13 protein-coding genes and 1 pseudogene are annotated in these 14903 nt (G+C 56.7%); 5 read left to right on the plus strand and 9 right to left on the minus strand.

Annotation, left to right across the window (positions count from 1 at the left end):
• Positions 1-4 precede the first annotated feature (4 nt).
• The 5 genes from IV89_RS01225 to IV89_RS01245 form a co-directional block, all read right to left on the minus strand.
• Complete coding sequence (locus IV89_RS01225) at positions 5-1210, minus strand: acyl-CoA dehydrogenase family protein (protein WP_037942202.1); 1206 nt, start codon at positions 1208-1210, stop codon at positions 5-7.
• A 42-nt stretch (positions 1211-1252) separates the two neighbouring features.
• A complete protein-coding gene (locus tag IV89_RS01230; RefSeq protein ID WP_037942204.1) occupies positions 1253-1990 on the minus strand; it encodes an enoyl-CoA hydratase/isomerase family protein in 738 nt (245 codons plus the stop codon).
• 31 nt (positions 1991-2021) lie between these two features.
• On the minus strand, positions 2022-2999 hold the full coding sequence (locus IV89_RS01235) for a nitronate monooxygenase family protein (RefSeq protein WP_037942205.1): 978 nt from the start codon (positions 2997-2999) through the stop codon (positions 2022-2024).
• A 52-nt stretch (positions 3000-3051) separates the two neighbouring features.
• Positions 3052-4242, minus strand: a complete 1191-nt coding sequence (locus IV89_RS01240; protein ID WP_235183711.1) for an acyl-CoA dehydrogenase family protein — start codon at positions 4240-4242, stop codon at positions 3052-3054.
• Between the two features lie 73 nt (positions 4243-4315).
• On the minus strand, positions 4316-5842 hold the full coding sequence (locus tag IV89_RS01245) for an acyl-CoA synthetase (RefSeq protein WP_037942210.1): 1527 nt from the start codon (positions 5840-5842) through the stop codon (positions 4316-4318).
• A 336-nt stretch (positions 5843-6178) separates the two neighbouring features.
• On the opposite strand from IV89_RS01245, the gene IV89_RS01250 reads away from it, so the two are divergent.
• On the plus strand, positions 6179-6493 hold the full coding sequence (locus tag IV89_RS01250; protein ID WP_037942212.1) for a putative quinol monooxygenase: 315 nt from the start codon (positions 6179-6181) through the stop codon (positions 6491-6493).
• Positions 6494-6812: 319 nt separating this feature from the next.
• Here the strand turns inward: IV89_RS01250 and IV89_RS01255 are convergent, their stop codons facing one another.
• Positions 6813-6953 (minus strand): hypothetical protein, encoded by a 141-nt coding sequence (locus tag IV89_RS01255; RefSeq protein WP_160171649.1) that lies wholly within the window; start codon positions 6951-6953, stop codon positions 6813-6815.
• A 452-nt stretch (positions 6954-7405) separates the two neighbouring features.
• Here IV89_RS01255 and IV89_RS01260 point away from each other — a divergent pair, with 452 nt between their 5' ends.
• From IV89_RS01260 to IV89_RS01275, 4 genes are all read left to right on the plus strand, one after another.
• A complete protein-coding gene (locus IV89_RS01260) occupies positions 7406-9133 on the plus strand; it encodes a GMC family oxidoreductase N-terminal domain-containing protein (protein WP_235183712.1) in 1728 nt (575 codons plus the stop codon).
• A 76-nt stretch (positions 9134-9209) separates the two neighbouring features.
• The gene (locus tag IV89_RS01265) at positions 9210-10832 is read left to right on the plus strand and encodes a long-chain fatty acid--CoA ligase (RefSeq protein ID WP_037942214.1); all 1623 of its coding nucleotides are present in this window, start codon (positions 9210-9212) and stop codon (positions 10830-10832) included.
• On the plus strand, positions 10829-12568 hold the full coding sequence (locus tag IV89_RS01270; RefSeq protein WP_037942216.1) for an aldehyde dehydrogenase family protein: 1740 nt from the start codon (positions 10829-10831) through the stop codon (positions 12566-12568). The genes IV89_RS01265 and IV89_RS01270 overlap by 4 nt, the downstream gene beginning before the upstream one ends.
• 27 nt (positions 12569-12595) lie before the next feature.
• Positions 12596-13189 (plus strand): TetR/AcrR family transcriptional regulator, encoded by a 594-nt coding sequence (locus IV89_RS01275; RefSeq protein ID WP_051843862.1) that lies wholly within the window; start codon positions 12596-12598, stop codon positions 13187-13189.
• Positions 13190-13362: 173 nt separating this feature from the next.
• Here IV89_RS01275 and IV89_RS01280 read toward each other — a convergent pair whose 3' ends face one another.
• From IV89_RS01280 to IV89_RS01290, 3 genes and pseudogenes are all read right to left on the minus strand, one after another.
• On the minus strand, positions 13363-13623 hold the full coding sequence (locus IV89_RS01280; RefSeq protein WP_235183713.1) for a hypothetical protein: 261 nt from the start codon (positions 13621-13623) through the stop codon (positions 13363-13365).
• A 284-nt stretch (positions 13624-13907) separates the two neighbouring features.
• Complete coding sequence (locus IV89_RS01285; protein ID WP_308811047.1) at positions 13908-14378, minus strand: transposase; 471 nt, start codon at positions 14376-14378, stop codon at positions 13908-13910.
• 227 nt (positions 14379-14605) lie between these two features.
• A pseudogene (locus IV89_RS01290) lies at positions 14606-14857 on the minus strand (transposase); the annotation flags it as partial.
• Positions 14858-14903 lie beyond the last annotated feature (46 nt).

Genomic DNA, 14903 nt, shown 5'->3' on the forward strand with positions numbered 1-14903 from the left:
CCTTTCAAGCGATCTGCAAGCTGCGCGCGATCAAGTCGCGCTGAACCTCATTGGTGCCCGCGTAAATCGTCGTCGCACGGCTGTTGAGGTAAAACGGCATAGCGATCAGATCCAGCTCGCTTCCCATCGGATCCGCCCCCGACCCCACGGTCAGCGCCTCAAGCTGCATGGACAGACCTTCCAATCCGGCCACCCGCGTCATCATCACCGATACACGTTGGATCAATTCAGAGTTCATGGTTTTGGCAATCGAAGGCAGCGCGGGATCGTTGACCATCTCGTGACCGCCCATGATCAGCCACTCGAACTGGGCGAGCGTCGCGACATCCGCGTACAATGCGCCCAGGTCGCACTGGAACACCGGGTCGTCAGACAGCTTGCCGCCAAAGGGGGATGTTTCATCCTGCGCCGCCTCGGTGATCCGTTTCAGATAGCGGACCAGAACGGGGCTGTTGGCCGATCCGTTGCGTTCATGTTTCAGCAGATGTTTCGCAACGCTCCAGCCTTCGTTTTCTGCCCCGACCCGACCGGATTGCGGCACTCGGACATTGTCGAAAAACACCTCGCAAAATTCCGCATGACCATCCAGCCCCTTGATCGGGCGAATGTCCATTCCGGGAAAGTCGGTTCTGTCCAGCAGCAGAAAGGTGATGCCCTGCTGTTTCTTACCCTCGCTGCTGGTGCGCACCAACATGAACATCCGGTTCGATTTATGGGCGAAGGTTGTCCAGATCTTGCTGCCGTTGATGATGTAATCATCCCCATCCGCGACCGCGCTACATTTCAGTGATGCCAGATCGGAACCGGAGTTCGGCTCCGAATACCCTTGCGTCCAGTAATCCTCGCCCGACAGGATCCGGGGCAGATATTTGGCCTTTTGCTCTTCGGTGCCAAGGTCGATCAACAACGGCCCCACCATCTTGAGAGAGTTCGGCAGCAAGGGGGGTAAATCCCGTTTGCGGTATTCTTCCTCGAAAATGGTGCGCTGCTCGGCGGACCAGCCCGTACCACCATATTTCTCGGGCCAATCGGGCGCGGCCCAGCCTTTTTCGTTCAGAATGGCCTGCCACGCCGCGCCATGCTCAAAAGGCGCAAAGGCGCTGGTGGTTTTACGCCCGGCTTCGCGGATCGCGTCGGTGGGGGCCGTGTCCAGATAGGCTGCCACCTCTTCCCGGAACGCGTCCAGTTCCTCTTTGGTCTGGGTCGTCATCCTGCAATCCTCCTGAAGAAATTCGTCCGAAACGCGCCGGATTTACTTTTTGGTGAAGGCGGCGATCCGCTCCGCCATGTCCGGGCCGATGCCGGCAGTCTCCATCACTTCCCACTGCAATCCCGCATCCATCGGGCGCATGTCTGTCGCTTCAAGCAATTGCTTGTTCGCGGCATGGGAAAACGGAGAATTGGCGATGATGCGGGCAACCAAACCTTCGATCTCGGCGTCGAACTGATCAAGCGGAACCGCATACTCGGCCAGCCCGATCCGCACCGCTTCATCGGCGTCGATCATGTCCGCCGTAAACATCAACCGCTTGGCCGTGGCGATGCCCACGCGCCGAGGGAGCCGCTGGCTCATCCCCCAGACAGGAGTCAGGGCCCATTTGGCGTGGGTATCACCGAAACGGGCTGTATCCGCCGCGACGATGAAATCGGCGGCCAGCGCCACTTCGAGCGCGCCGGTGTAGCAATGCCCATGCACCGCGGCGATCACCGGCTTTGGCAGCTTTTCCATCAGCCGCAAGGTCTCGGAGTGCCACCCGGCTGACGGCACATCCTCCCCCTCGGCAATATCGCCAAGGTCATGGCCCGCCGAAAAACAATTGCCCGCGCCGCGCAAGACAACGCAACGGACCGCGTCGTCATCCCGCAGATCAATAATATGCTGGCGCAGCTCCTTGAACAGCGAGACGGTCAGAGAGTTCAACTTCTCCGGCCTGTTCAGCGTCAGAACCGTCCAACCGTCCTTGTCCTCGCGTAGTACCAATTCAGCCAATGCACTCTTCCCTTTCTCAAACCGTCGACCCTTACGCAACCAGTCGTGCAAGCCGTGTAGAGATGATGGATTCTGCGTCCGCCACGATCCGCGCGATCAATGCCTCGCAGGTGGGGACGTCGTTGATCAGTCCTTGCACCTGCCCCGCCCAGATCAATCCTCTGTCGAGATCGCCAGACATCAAAGCTTCGCGGCCTTTGACACCGGAGACATAGGGTTGGACATCGCCAAATTCGGCACCCGGTTTCGAGCCGATCTCGACCACCATGTCAGAGACCGAGTTTTTGGCAACGCGGCCCGTGTTCTTGAACCCCCGGAAAATCAGGTTGGTGTCCCGTTCCCCGTTCGCCACCAAAAACTGTTTAACCTTCTCATGGATCGGCGCTTCTACCGTTGCACAGAACCGCGTCCCCATATTGATCCCGTCGGCCCCCAAGGCCAAAGCAGCGGCAAGCCCGCGGCCATCGCCGAATCCGCCTGACGCCAGCAAAGGCACATCAATCTGGTCAGCGGCAGCAGGGATCAAAACCAGACCGGGCACGTCATCTTCGCCCGGATGGCCCGCACATTCGAACCCGTCGATAGAGATGATATCGACACCCATCTTGACCGCCGAAAGCGCGTGACGGACCGAGGTGCATTTATGCAGGATCGTAATGCCATGGGCCTTGAAATCCTCCACATGCTCCTGTGGCCGCCCCCCTGCGGTTTCCACGATCTTGACCCCCGCTTCGATGATTACACGGCGGTAGTCGCTATAAGGCGGCGGGTTCACCGATGGCAGCACGGTCAGGTTCACGCCAAACGGTTTGTCCGTCATGGTTTTGCAGCGCTCGATCTCTGCGGCCAGGGCGTCAGGCGTCGACTGGGTCAGGGCAGTCAATATGCCAAGCCCCCCGGCATTCGAAACCGCGGCAGCCATCTCGGCGGTGCCGACCCACATCATGCCACCCTGTACAATCGGGGTTTCAATCCCCAGCATTTCGGTGACCCGCGTATGAAGAGCCATCAGAATACCCCCGCTTTCATAATGGTTGAATTCAAACTGAAACGGACAGGGCTCATTCGCCCTGCGCCTTTTTCCAATCCCGTTTGACCTTTTTGGCCAGCGACCATTTGTGCACTTCGGTCGGGCCGTCATAGATCCTGAACGCGCGCACTTCGCGGAACACCTGTTCGACGATCGTATCGCCAGTCACGCCCTGCCCGCCCATTACCTGAACGCATCGGTCCGCGACCCGCATCAGCGCCTCGGACACAGCCACCTTAGTCATGGAACTTTCGACCGTACCCAACTCGCCCGTATCCAGCACGTCCGCGCACCAGTAAACCATCTGCTCGGCCTGCTTTAGGTCGATCATATTCTCGGCCAGCATAAAGCCGACACCCTCGTGATCCACCAGCGGTTTGCCAAAAGCCATACGCCGGTTGGCATAGTCGCTCGCGATCTCATTGGCGCGGATCGCCGCACCAAGCCAGCGCATGCAATGGGTCAGACGCGCAGGCGACAGACGCACCTGAGCATAGCGGAAACCTTCACCGCTTTCCCCCAGCATCTGGCTCGCAGGGACCCGCAGATTGTCGATGTTGATGACCGAATGTCCGCCGATCATTGAATCGTCAATGGTGTCCAGCACCCGCTCAATCCGGATCGCGGGATCAGGCAGATCAACAAGGAACATGCAGGCCCCGTCCTCGGATTTTGCCATGACAATGCCAAGCCCCGCCCCATCAGCGCCGGTGATCAGCGTCTTGCGCCCGTTGATAACCCAGTGGTTCCCGTCCATCTTGCAGGTCGTCTGCATCATCATCGGATCAGACCCGGCACCCCCTTCGGCAGCGGGCTCCGTCATGAAAAAGGCGGATCGCATCTTGCCTTCGACCATCGGTGCTAAAAACCGCTCTTTCATCTCGGCCGATCCGACCTTGCCCAGCAGATACATGTTGCCCTCGTCGGGCGCGCCCACGTTGCAAGCGACCGGACCGAGCGGCGACAGGCCCGACCGGATCAACACACATGCTGTTTCAAGGTGGGTCAGATGCGTGCCGTCCTCGAGGATATGGGGCGTCATCACCCCCGCCTGTCGGGCCGCCTCCTTCATCTCGTCGCCAAGCGCTTCCGTCGGGCCGTGGCTGTTGCGGCGGTCGTCCTTTTCATAAGGAACGATCTTTTCACGAACGAAAGCCTCTACGCGGTCGGCGATTTCCAACGCCCGTTCGGACATCCGGCTGTTATCGAGGGTAAAAGTCATTTTCGGTGATCCAGTTCTTGTCATCAGAGCGGTGAGTCTGGGCGTTATATGCTGCCCCAGCAAGCTTTAACGCTCAGTTCCAGTATTCGTCCTTGAGCTTTCGTTTGGTCAGCTTGCCTGTCGGTGTTCGCGGTAGGTCGGTGCGAAAGTCGATACTTTTCGGCGCTTTGATCCGGGACAGATGAGAGCGGCAGTATTCCATCAGTTCCTCTGACTTTGCCGCCGACGGGGCGACACCATGTTCAAGCTGCACGACCGCCTTTACCTCTTCGCCCATTTCCTCATTGGGAACGCCGAACACCGCGACATCTGCAACGTCAGGATGGCACGCAAGCAGATCTTCGGTTTCTTGCGGATAGATGTTCACGCCACCGGAAATAATCGTGTACGACGCACGGTCTGTGAGAAAAAGAAACCCTTCCTCGTTCACATGGCCGACGTCCCCCAGCGTGGAACACCCGGGACGCAAGTAAGCCTTGGCAGTCTTATCGGGATCTGCACGATAGGAAAATTCGATACCGCTGTCGAAATAGACATCGCCTATCTCTCCGGCAGGCAACGCCCTGCCGTTCTCATCGACCACAAGTATGTCACCAATCAGGGAACGCCCCACGGTGCCCGGATACTTCAGCCAGTCATCCGAAGTCGATACGGTTACCCCATTTGCCTCGGAACCTGCGTAATATTCGATCAGGATCGGACCAACCCAATCCAGCATCTGTCGCTTAATCTCTTGCGGGCAAGGTGCTGCCGCGTGGAAAATCACCTTTAGCGAGGAAAGGTCATACGTCTCGCGCTCAGCACGGGGTAGACGGAGCATCCGCACAAACATCGTTGGCACAACCTGAGTATGTGTCACCCGGTGTCGACCGATCGGTCGAAGCATTTCGCTGGCGTCGAACCGCTCCATGATAATTGATTTGCCACCCAGCATGACCGCCATCATTGATGTGCGCAAAGGGGCTGCATGATACAGAGGGGCAGGAGACAGATAGACGCTTTGGTCGTTCATATTCGCCATCGTTTCACACAGCACCGTCATCAGCGGCGGTATGACCGTTTCGATTGGCTGGCGGGTGAATTCGCGCACCACGCCCTTGGGCCTCCCCGTCGTACCTGACGAATACAACAGGTCCGCGCCCACCGTCTCGTCTTGGATCGGATCACTGGGCATATGGCGCACAAAGGCGTTCCAGTCCATTCCCGGATCGTCGCATTTCCCGCTCACAAAAATTCTAACATCCGGACAAGCACTTTGGATTGCAGGAAAAAGCTCCGCATATTTGGAGGAGAGCACCAGCACTTTCGCTGCGCAATCGCCTACGATATAACTGATCTCCTTCGCAGTCAGATGGCAGCTTATGGCGGTGTAGAACACCCCCGACCGCTGAGCCGCCCATGTGAGAACAACAAAATCCAGACAGTTTTCAAATAGTAGCGCAATGTTTTCGCCGGCTTCCACTTGCAGTTTCCGAAAACCATGCGCGGCCTTGTTGGATCGCTTGTCCAGCTGCCCAAAACTCAGGGTTTCGCCGCTACCTGCCATTTCATAGGCAATTTTATCAGGATCAGTTTTGGCCGTGTAGGATGGATGCTTCATGACGCAACCACAGCGTTTTCCGGTGCGCGGCGCATCTTGCCATCTTCACGATTTGCGCCGCTTTGACTGCTGCAGTGAACCATTATCCCCTCCCAAGGCACGGTATCATAGAACATCGACGGGTGAAGAATCCTCCTCCAACGCCCCAACTTTGCACTAATTAACTGCTGAATTAATATATTTCAAGCATTGCTTTATCATCCGCTGTAGGTTTAGGATTTTACACCAAATATTCATAAGAAACAGCACTCGAACTCACAGCATCAAAGCCACATCTAAGTGCCCGATTAATTCGAAGCTAAACCCAAAGCGCCCGCCAACCAAAGAAGGTTACCTATGCCAAATATCCACGTTATTGCCGTCATCACAGCCCGGCCAGGACAACGCCAAGCACTTCTGGATCTATTCAATAAGAACGTCCCTACCGTAAAAGCTGAAGCAGGCTGCATCGCCTACGAGGCCACAGTCGACGCAGAAAGTGCAGGACCAATGCAGGCGGAATTTGGGCCAGATACATTTGTTGTCGTTGAACAATGGGAGAGCATGCAGGCGCTAGGAGCACATGCTGCAGCACCACATATGAAAGAGTATAGCAAACAATCCAAGAACATGGTCGCCGATAGCAAAATCCACATTCTGTCGCCCGCATAATCATGGGCGCAGCCCACGCCACGCCATTTTAGCGCCCTGTACCCCAGACGTTCCTGCGGCGCGGATTTAGTTGAATGCGCTAGATTGATAGGCTTGGCCCTCACGCATCAACTGACCTAGGCCCCAAGTCCCCTCAACCTTAGCGCCGAGTGCTGAAGTTTGATGCTTTCAATGAATCCGTTCTGCTGGGGCTTCCCGGCGCAACGAAGTGCTAACCGATGCCTATATGCGGATAGTGTCCCAGCAGGTGGTCTAATTTGTTCTTCGGCTGGATGTTGAGCCGGTTTAAAGGGCGGCGATTTTTACCGGGTCCATGATGTTATTTTCGCAGATGGTCGACATCGAGGGCCAATAGCCGGTCGACACCGAAACCCAGCATCTCGGCCAGAACTTGATGGTCCGCAGTCTCCGAAAGAAGCGCTTTCAAAGCGGCTGTTTCTGATATGATGTCCTTTGTCATGGGGTTCTTCTTGATTAGTAGGTTAGGTGTGGCACCCAAACCCTACCGGAGAACGTCCACGGTCGCCCAGCAAACCGCGCGGGCTCCGCCTAAGCAACGCGTGGCTCCACTCAGCCCGCGCTACCGTCGGAATTACACCAAGCCTAGGGGCACTAACCCCTGAAGATGCACACCGGATTTGCGCCGTACCGGCATAATGCGCGAAGCCGGAAATTGTGGAATTCGTTGTGTGAAATTCTAAGAGATCCGCGACATCGCAGAGTTGACGGGGTATGACTTCATCAGCCTTAGATTGCACAACTATCTGTTAATGTTAACTAATTACCCGCCCTGAGATGTAAATCATAAAATACTGGACAAATGACCAGTTCGTCTGTTCAGATGTCGAATAGCATCAAGGGTCGCCTGTGGAGGGGCAGTCCTTGATGAAAATGACTTGGGAGGAGTCGATCATGAACAGCGAAAAGAACCAGACAAGATACGCAGCCGTTGCACAGGAATTTGACGCAGGCCGTATTTCGCGGCGTGACTTTATGCGCAAAAGCGCAGCACTCGGGGTGGCCGCTGCGGCACCTCTTGCACTAGGGGCCAGCCATGCCAAGGCGCAAGCTACCGAAAAATATGATTACATCATTATCGGTGCCGGCTCTGCGGGTTGCGCCCTTGCGGCGCGCCTGTCGGAGGACCCGGACAAGAACGTGCTCGTGCTTGAAGCAGGGCCTGCGGATGAAAACCAGTTCATCCACATTCCTGCTGCCTTTCCCAATCTATTTCAGACCCCGCTAGACTGGGCTTACCGCAGCACGCCCCAAAAGCATTCCGCCGATATTCAACTATATATGCCCCGAGGAAAAGTTTTTGGTGGGTCAAGCTCGATCAATGCAATGATCTATAAGCGGGGCAATCCGGACTGTTATGATGCTTGGGGGGCAGAAAACCCCGGCTGGAGCCACGCAGATGTCTTGCCGCTGTTCAAGCGGTCGGAAAATAACGAACGCGGTGCCGATGATCATCACGGCACAGGTGGCCCGCTGAACGTAGCGGACCTGCGCGACCCTAACCCTGTAACGCTCGCGATGGTCGATGCCGCTGTAGAGGCGGGCTATCCAGCGCAGCCCGATTTCAATGCGGGCACAGAGCAGGAAGGGTTCGGCCTGTATCAGGTCACGCAAAAAGACGGGATGCGAAATTCGACGGCCGTCGCTTTCTTGCACCCTGCCCTAACGCGCGACAATCTCGCGATTCAGGCCGAAGCCCATGTGCACAAGCTCCTTGTCGAAAATGGCCGCTGTGTCGGTGTGCGCTTTAAAGCAGGCGACGAGATGCATGAGGTCATGGCGGAGGCTGAAGTCATCCTGTCGGCAGGTTCGATCGGCTCACCCCAGATTTTGATGCTGTCGGGCATTGGATCACGCAGCGCCCTGACAGAGCTGGGGATCGAGGTGGTTCATGACCTCCCCGGTGTTGGTCAGAACCTTCAGGAACACCTGATGGCACCGGTTGCCCATGTCTGCACGCAACCCGTAACCCTCGCCCATGCGACTGAGCCTGAGCAGGCCGAACTGCTCGCCAAGGGCATGGGAATGCTCACGTCGAATATTGGCGAAGCAGGCGGATATCTGACGGTTATGCCGGACGCCCCTGCCCCTGATCTACAGTTTCATTTTGCCCCGACCTGGTTCATCTCGGACGGTGCTGGCAATCCAACGGACAGCGAAGGCTTTACCATCATGCCAAGCCTCGTTGGTACGAAGTCAGTGGGTGAAATCACGCTCGCGTCAGCCAACCCAGAGGATGCGCCGCTGATCAACCCGAATGCGCTTGCCGAAGCTCAAGATCTGGAAATTCTGGTCGAGGGGGTCAAGATCGCGCGTAAGATCATGAGCTCCCCTGCGCTGGATGATTTCCGTGGCGAAGAGCGCTTTCCGGGGGTGGATGTCCAAACCGATGACGAAATTCGAGCCTATTTGCGGGCCAATATCCAGACGATCTATCACCCTGTGGGCACCTGTAAAATGGGGTCCGATGACATGGCTGTGGTCGGTGCCGATCTAAAGGTTCATGGGATCGACGCGCTGCGCGTCGCGGATGCGTCTATCATGCCGACGATCGTCAATGGCAACACGAACGCCGCCGCCATCATGATTGGCGAAAAGTGCTCTGATCTAATCCGGGCCTAACTTGGCTTACCCCTCGCGACCTCGGGCAACCGAGGTCGCGAGCCCCCATATCGTCTTAAAATTACGGAGCCACTTTATGCTTGGCAAAATGATGGACCAGCAGTTGCTGATCTCTTCCCTTATCGATCACGCAGCCCGCTGCCACGGGCGCACCGAAATTGTCTCGGTTGAAACTTCAGGCGCAGTAGACGTCACAAGCTGGCAAGAGGTTGGCAATAATGCGCGGCGCTTGGGTTCGGTACTGACCAAACTGGGCCTGCCGCAGCAAACCCGGTGCGGCACCATCGCATGGAATAACCGGCGGCACCTCGAGATTTACTTTGGCAGTTCGGGTGCAGGCTTCGTCTGCCATACCCTCAATCCGCGTCTGCATCCCGACCAGATGGTTTATATTGCCAATGACGCGCAAGATCGGGTGATGTTCTTTGACCGAACCTTCCTGCCCGCTGTGGCAAACTTGAAGGACCGGTTTGATACGGTCGAGCACTACGTTCTGCTGGGACCACGGGACGACGAGGCGGCCCAGATGCTTGACGGGCTGCAATTCTATGATGAATTGATCGCAGACGGAGACCCGGATTTTGTCTGGCCCGAACTCGATGAACGCCAGCCCTCTTCGCTTTGCTACACATCCGGAACCACGGGAAACCCGAAAGGCGTGCTTTATTCCCATCGGTCGACCTTGCTTCATGCGCTCGTGGGCAACCAGCCCGACGGGCTTGCGATCTCGGCCTGTGATACGGTGATGCCGGTTGTGCCAATGTTCCACGTCAATGCGTGGGGCGTGCCCTATACTGCGGCGTCGGCTGGTGCAAAACTGGTGCTGCCGGGTCCGGGGCTGGATGGGGACAGCCTGACCAACCTGATCGACACCCAACACGTGACTGCTGCCTTTGGCGTGCCCACAATTTGGATGGGGCTATTAGCAGCGTTGGAGAAATCCGGCTCTAAACTGCCAAGCCTGACCCGCACCATTGTCGGTGGCGCACCGATGCCACCGTCGATGTATACGGCGTTCCGTGACAAATATGATGTTGAATTGATTCAAGCGTGGGGCATGACAGAGACCAGCCCCCTCGCGACGGTCAACCGTCTGCTGCAGCGCCACGAGGGTCTGTCGACCGAAGCGCAAACCAACATTCGCGTGGGCCAGGGCCGCTCTGTTTACGGGATAGAAATCCGGCTGGTAGATGAGTCCGGTAATGTACTGCCCGAAGACGGGGCAACACAGGGCGACCTGCAGGTGCGCGGTCCTTGGGTAGTCCACAGCTATTTTAACAAAGAAGACTCGGCGCTGACCCCCGATGGGTGGTTCGACACTGGCGATGTCGCCACGATTGACGCGGATGGTTTCATGGTGATCCGAGACCGTTCAAAAGACATCATCAAATCCGGCGGCGAATGGATCTCTACGGTCGAGCTTGAAAACATCGCAATCGGTCACCCGGCGATCGCAAATGCCGCCGCCATCGCTGCCCATCACCCTAAATGGGACGAGCGTCCGATCCTGATCGCGGTCAAATCCGGTGACGTCTCCGAAGCGGAGCTTCTGAAAATCTACGACGGCAAAGTCGCCAGCTGGCAGGTGCCGGATCGGGTGATCTTTGTCGATGAACTGCCCCTAGGTGCCACGGGCAAAGTGGTGAAACTCAAACTACGCGAGACCTACGCGAACGTCCTTCTGGAGGGAGCCGCATGAAACATCAAAGTAACTTCACCCCCGATCTGCAAGCAGCCTATGACGCCGACCTAAAAGCCCTAGACGCGGCGAAAGACCGTTGGGCGCGCACCTCGCTGGACGACCGCATCGCGGTTCTGCAGGCAGTCAAAGACAATCTGATGCGCGTCGCCGACGAATGGGTCGATGCGGCGGGTAAGGCCAAGGGCATCCCGCAAGGCTCCCCTCTCTTGGGGGAGGAATGGACATCGGGCCCCTATGCCGTCATGTCCTGCTGCAACGGTCTGATCGATACGCTGTCGCAGATGGAAGGCAAAACCTTTCTGGACGGGCTAAAGAAACGCAGCCTGCCAAGCGGCCAAACCGCCGTGCGCGTTGTGCCACATTCGATCTGGGATCGGCTGCTGATTTCAGGCGTGCGTGCGGATGTCTGGATGCAAAAAGGCGTGACTCCGGCCAACCTCAAGAACAACGCTGCATCAGCCTATGATATTCCGGCAGACCAACGCCTTGGCAAGGTCGCGCTGGTTCTGGGCGCCGGCAATATCGCCGCGATCACGCCGCTGGATGCTTTCCAGAAGCTCTTTCTGGAAAACCAGGTGGTCTTGCTTAAAATGAACCCCGTCAACGACTACCTGACCGAACCTTTGCAGGCCGCCCTGAAGCCGCTGATCGACCGCGACGCACTACGTATCCATCGTGGCGATGGTCTGGCGGGGGCCTATCTTACGACGCATCCGCTGGTGGAGGAAATCCACATCACCGGTGCGCGCGCCACCCATGATCTGATCGTCTGGGGGCCAGGCGAGGAAGGCGAGAAGAACAAGGCCGCCAACACGCCGAAAAACACCCGACACATGACATCCGAGCTTGGTGCCGTTTGCCCCACTATCGTCGTACCAGGCCCGTGGACCAAGGCGGACTTGCGCTTTCAAGCGGAGAACATCGCCACCATGAAACTGCATAACGGTGGCTTTAACTGTGTCGCGGTGCAGAGCCTTATTTTGCCGAAAGGCTGGGATAAGACAGCCGAGTTGATGGGGAATGTCGCCGATGTGATGGCCAAATACACCAAACGGGCCGCTTACTACCCCGGTGCCGAAGATCGCCAACAGGCTTTTGTCGATCACGCCGAAAACCCGCAAATGCTGGATCGCGGGGCGGATGTGGCTCCGCTTTATCTTGCCGATATGGCCGAGGGTGATAGCGATTGGCTGGCCCAGACCGAAGTCTTCACATCTGCGCTTGGTGTCATGCACATCGAGGCACAAGATGCCGAAACCTATCTGATCGAAGCGATTAAATGGGCGAATGACACGCTCTATGGCACATTGGGCGGCAATATCATCATCCACCCTGCCACGATCCGCGCCATGGGCCGTAAACGGTTCGAAGAGATCATCGCCGAATTCCGCTATGGCGCGATTGCGATCAATGCATGGTCCGGCCTTGCCTTTCTGGTGACTGCCTGTCCCTGGGGCGGCTTTGCTGGCGCAACCTTGCAAAACGTCCAGTCTGGTGTGGGCACCGTCCACAATACCTTCATGCTTGAAAACGTTGAACGCACGGTGATCGAGGCCCCGTTCCGCCCCTTCCCGCGCAATCTGCTATCCGGCGGGATGAGCCTGCTGCCCCGTCCGCCCTGGTTTGTGTCAAACAAGCGTCAGCATCATATCGGTCGTTTGCTGACCCGGTTTCAGCACAAACCCAGCTGGTTCAAGCTGCCGCGTATTTTCTTTCACGCCCTTTTGGGCTAGGTCGGCAGGGACAAATGTGAGTGCCCGATGAACGACATGACCCAAACAGGTAGGCTTGCGGACCGAAAAGCGAATAAGGCCCGCAAGCGTGAGAACCGCAAACGCGAGATTGCGCAAAGTGCGATCAGCGCGCTTAAGCTTTATGGTTATGCCCGTACGACCCTGCGTGATATTGCGTCGCAATCAGAAATGTCGCTTGGCAGTCTGCACTACTATTTTGAGGATAAGGACGAGCTTCTGATCTACTGTGTGCGACAGTACAAAAGCGAGTTTGCTAGAACAATTTCTGCATCTGTCAGTGGTATTTCCAACCCAGATCGCATCAAGACAGCGTTCTGTACTGCTTTGGCAGAAACGATCAGTACCGAAGCCGAGCTTCATCGGCTTTGGTACGACATTCGAAACCAAGCGCTATTTGACCAAGCTTTCGTTCCCGTCGTTGACGAGATTGAAGAACAGCTGATCGAGATGATGAATCCGATAGCCTCTGAGCGCAAAACCAAGGAACTTCTATATCTGCGTTTCGACGGCGCTTTTCGATATTTGCTGCAGTTGAGCGTTTCTGGTCGCCCGCGTGAGTTGGGGGAAATGACCGAGGTGCTCAAAGCCGCTGCCGGGTAACCCCACCTGCGTCTGCATCATGTGCTGCAAACAGTCTTCTGATCATTTGCGCGCTGTCGAATGACAGTCTACATTGCTGGTAGCGTTTTGATCAAAACGCTATGAGGTCGCAGGGCGGTAGGAACCCCGAGGCGCTTTGGCAGCACCCTGGGACTGTACATAGTATATGTGGGTTAGTTCATACCGTAGTTTGCGCGGTCCAACTTGTCGTAGATCTCTGCTTTGGCCAATGCTGCCAATGCATCGGTATCGCCGTGGTCCACATCCGCCAGCAGCTCGGCCCAGCGATCAACGATGCGCTTGTATTCTGCCAGCAGCGCTTCGGGGTTCTCAATACCGCGGCTCTTGGCGTTCTCGATCAGCACGGCCTCGTCCGCGGTCACAGATTCCGCCAGCGCTTCCGTCAGAGCCTGATCAGGTTCGAAAATCTTCATGCCGCCTTCTTTGGCGCGGAAACCGCTTTTTCAACATCCTTGTCGAACTCGACCCGGTGCTGCGCAAGATAGTATGCCATCTGGTCGAACAGTACGTTGCGCGACGCCTCGGACGGTAATCCCCCCATTTTTAATGGGGGATTACCCAACAATCGCACGGATGATCTTCATCCCCGTAACGCCGGCGCTATCAGAGACCACATGATGCAGCTGCAAGTTCATCTCCATCAGAGCCTTCTGCATGTGCTCCCCTCTCGGGACATCGCTATGCGATACCCTGCCGGTCAATGGATGTGCGCGGCTGCATATTCCACCAGCCGTTCTCGTTGGCGCAGATACGCGCGTAACGTCGCAATCTCAGCCGTTGGTCGAAAGCTGCCCCGCAGGAGCCCATATGAATGCAACTGCCGCAGCCAACTTGCGTCGCTGACGTCCGTCTTCCGACCTGGGACGTTCTTGGCGCAGCGGGCGTTGACCAGTATAACCTCGAAGCTATGCTGTTCGAGTATCTCGTAGGCTGGGATCCAATACACGCCCGTGGATTCCATCGCGACGCTGGTCACCCCGTGCGACTTAAACCAATCCGCAAGGTCATGCAGGTCATGGGTGAAGGTGCCGAAGGCACGCACTGCCGTATCTGTCACATCCGGATTGACGGCCGCCATGTGTTCACGCGAACCGATATCAACTGCCGCAGCTCCGACGTTCACAGTCTCAATTGCTGGGGCCTTGCAGGTCTTTTGCTTTGCCATCATCTATCCTCCTGTTGGCTACAGAAGGGCGTGGGCTATGCAGATCTGTCATCTTCCTAACCGGGATCACTGCAAAACAGCGTCACCACTCTCAAGTTCGCATCAACCCATGGACCACGTTTTTTAACGGGGTTCTGACCCAAGACAGACCACCAATAAGCGAACGGCCGCTGCCCTTCATAGAGCAACGATAGCACAGGCTGTTTCTACCGCGCGCAGGCGGGCCCCAACCCTGAACGGTTTTTTAGGATGTCACGCTCCTCCGTCATCCGCGCCAACTCACGCTTGAGCCTGCGGTTCTCAGCTTCATGGTCAACAGATGATGTCTGTGACGCAGCTTTTGCGTAGAGCTTCATCCATTTGTAGAGCGAATATGTACTGACGCCCAACCGCTCCGAAACCTCGCGAACGGCATACCCCCGCACTGGTATCTGATGGACGGCATCGCGCTTGAAATCTTCACTGAAATTTGGCTTCCCCATAACGGCCTCCTTGCCTCAAAGTTAGGGAAGAAAGCGTCTACAAATC

It is taken from the genome of Sulfitobacter sp. CB2047, assembly GCF_000735125.2.
Taxonomy (GTDB): domain Bacteria; phylum Pseudomonadota; class Alphaproteobacteria; order Rhodobacterales; family Rhodobacteraceae; genus Sulfitobacter; species Sulfitobacter pontiacus.

Excerpts from the sequence above, each read along its gene's own strand:
- IV89_RS01225 (WP_037942202.1), bottom strand. The coding sequence starts at position 1,210 with ATGACGACCCAGACCAAAGAGGAACTGGACGCGTTCCGGGAAGAGGTG.
- IV89_RS01235 (WP_037942205.1), bottom strand. The coding sequence starts at position 2,999 with ATGGCTCTTCATACGCGGGTCACCGAAATGCTGGGGATTGAAACCCCG.
- IV89_RS01240 (WP_235183711.1), bottom strand. The coding sequence starts at position 4,242 with ATGACTTTTACCCTCGATAACAGCCGGATGTCCGAACGGGCGTTGGAA.
- IV89_RS01245 (WP_037942210.1), bottom strand. The coding sequence starts at position 5,842 with ATGAAGCATCCATCCTACACGGCCAAAACTGATCCTGATAAAATTGCC.
- IV89_RS01250 (WP_037942212.1), top strand. The coding sequence starts at position 6,179 with ATGCCAAATATCCACGTTATTGCCGTCATCACAGCCCGGCCAGGACAA.
- IV89_RS01255 (WP_160171649.1), bottom strand. The coding sequence starts at position 6,953 with ATGACAAAGGACATCATATCAGAAACAGCCGCTTTGAAAGCGCTTCTT.
- IV89_RS01260 (WP_235183712.1), top strand. The coding sequence starts at position 7,406 with ATGAACAGCGAAAAGAACCAGACAAGATACGCAGCCGTTGCACAGGAA.
- IV89_RS01265 (WP_037942214.1), top strand. The coding sequence starts at position 9,210 with ATGCTTGGCAAAATGATGGACCAGCAGTTGCTGATCTCTTCCCTTATC.
- IV89_RS01270 (WP_037942216.1), top strand. The coding sequence starts at position 10,829 with ATGAAACATCAAAGTAACTTCACCCCCGATCTGCAAGCAGCCTATGAC.
- IV89_RS01275 (WP_051843862.1), top strand. The coding sequence starts at position 12,596 with ATGAACGACATGACCCAAACAGGTAGGCTTGCGGACCGAAAAGCGAAT.
- IV89_RS01280 (WP_235183713.1), bottom strand. The coding sequence starts at position 13,623 with ATGAAGATTTTCGAACCTGATCAGGCTCTGACGGAAGCGCTGGCGGAA.
- IV89_RS01285 (WP_308811047.1), bottom strand. The coding sequence starts at position 14,378 with ATGATGGCAAAGCAAAAGACCTGCAAGGCCCCAGCAATTGAGACTGTG.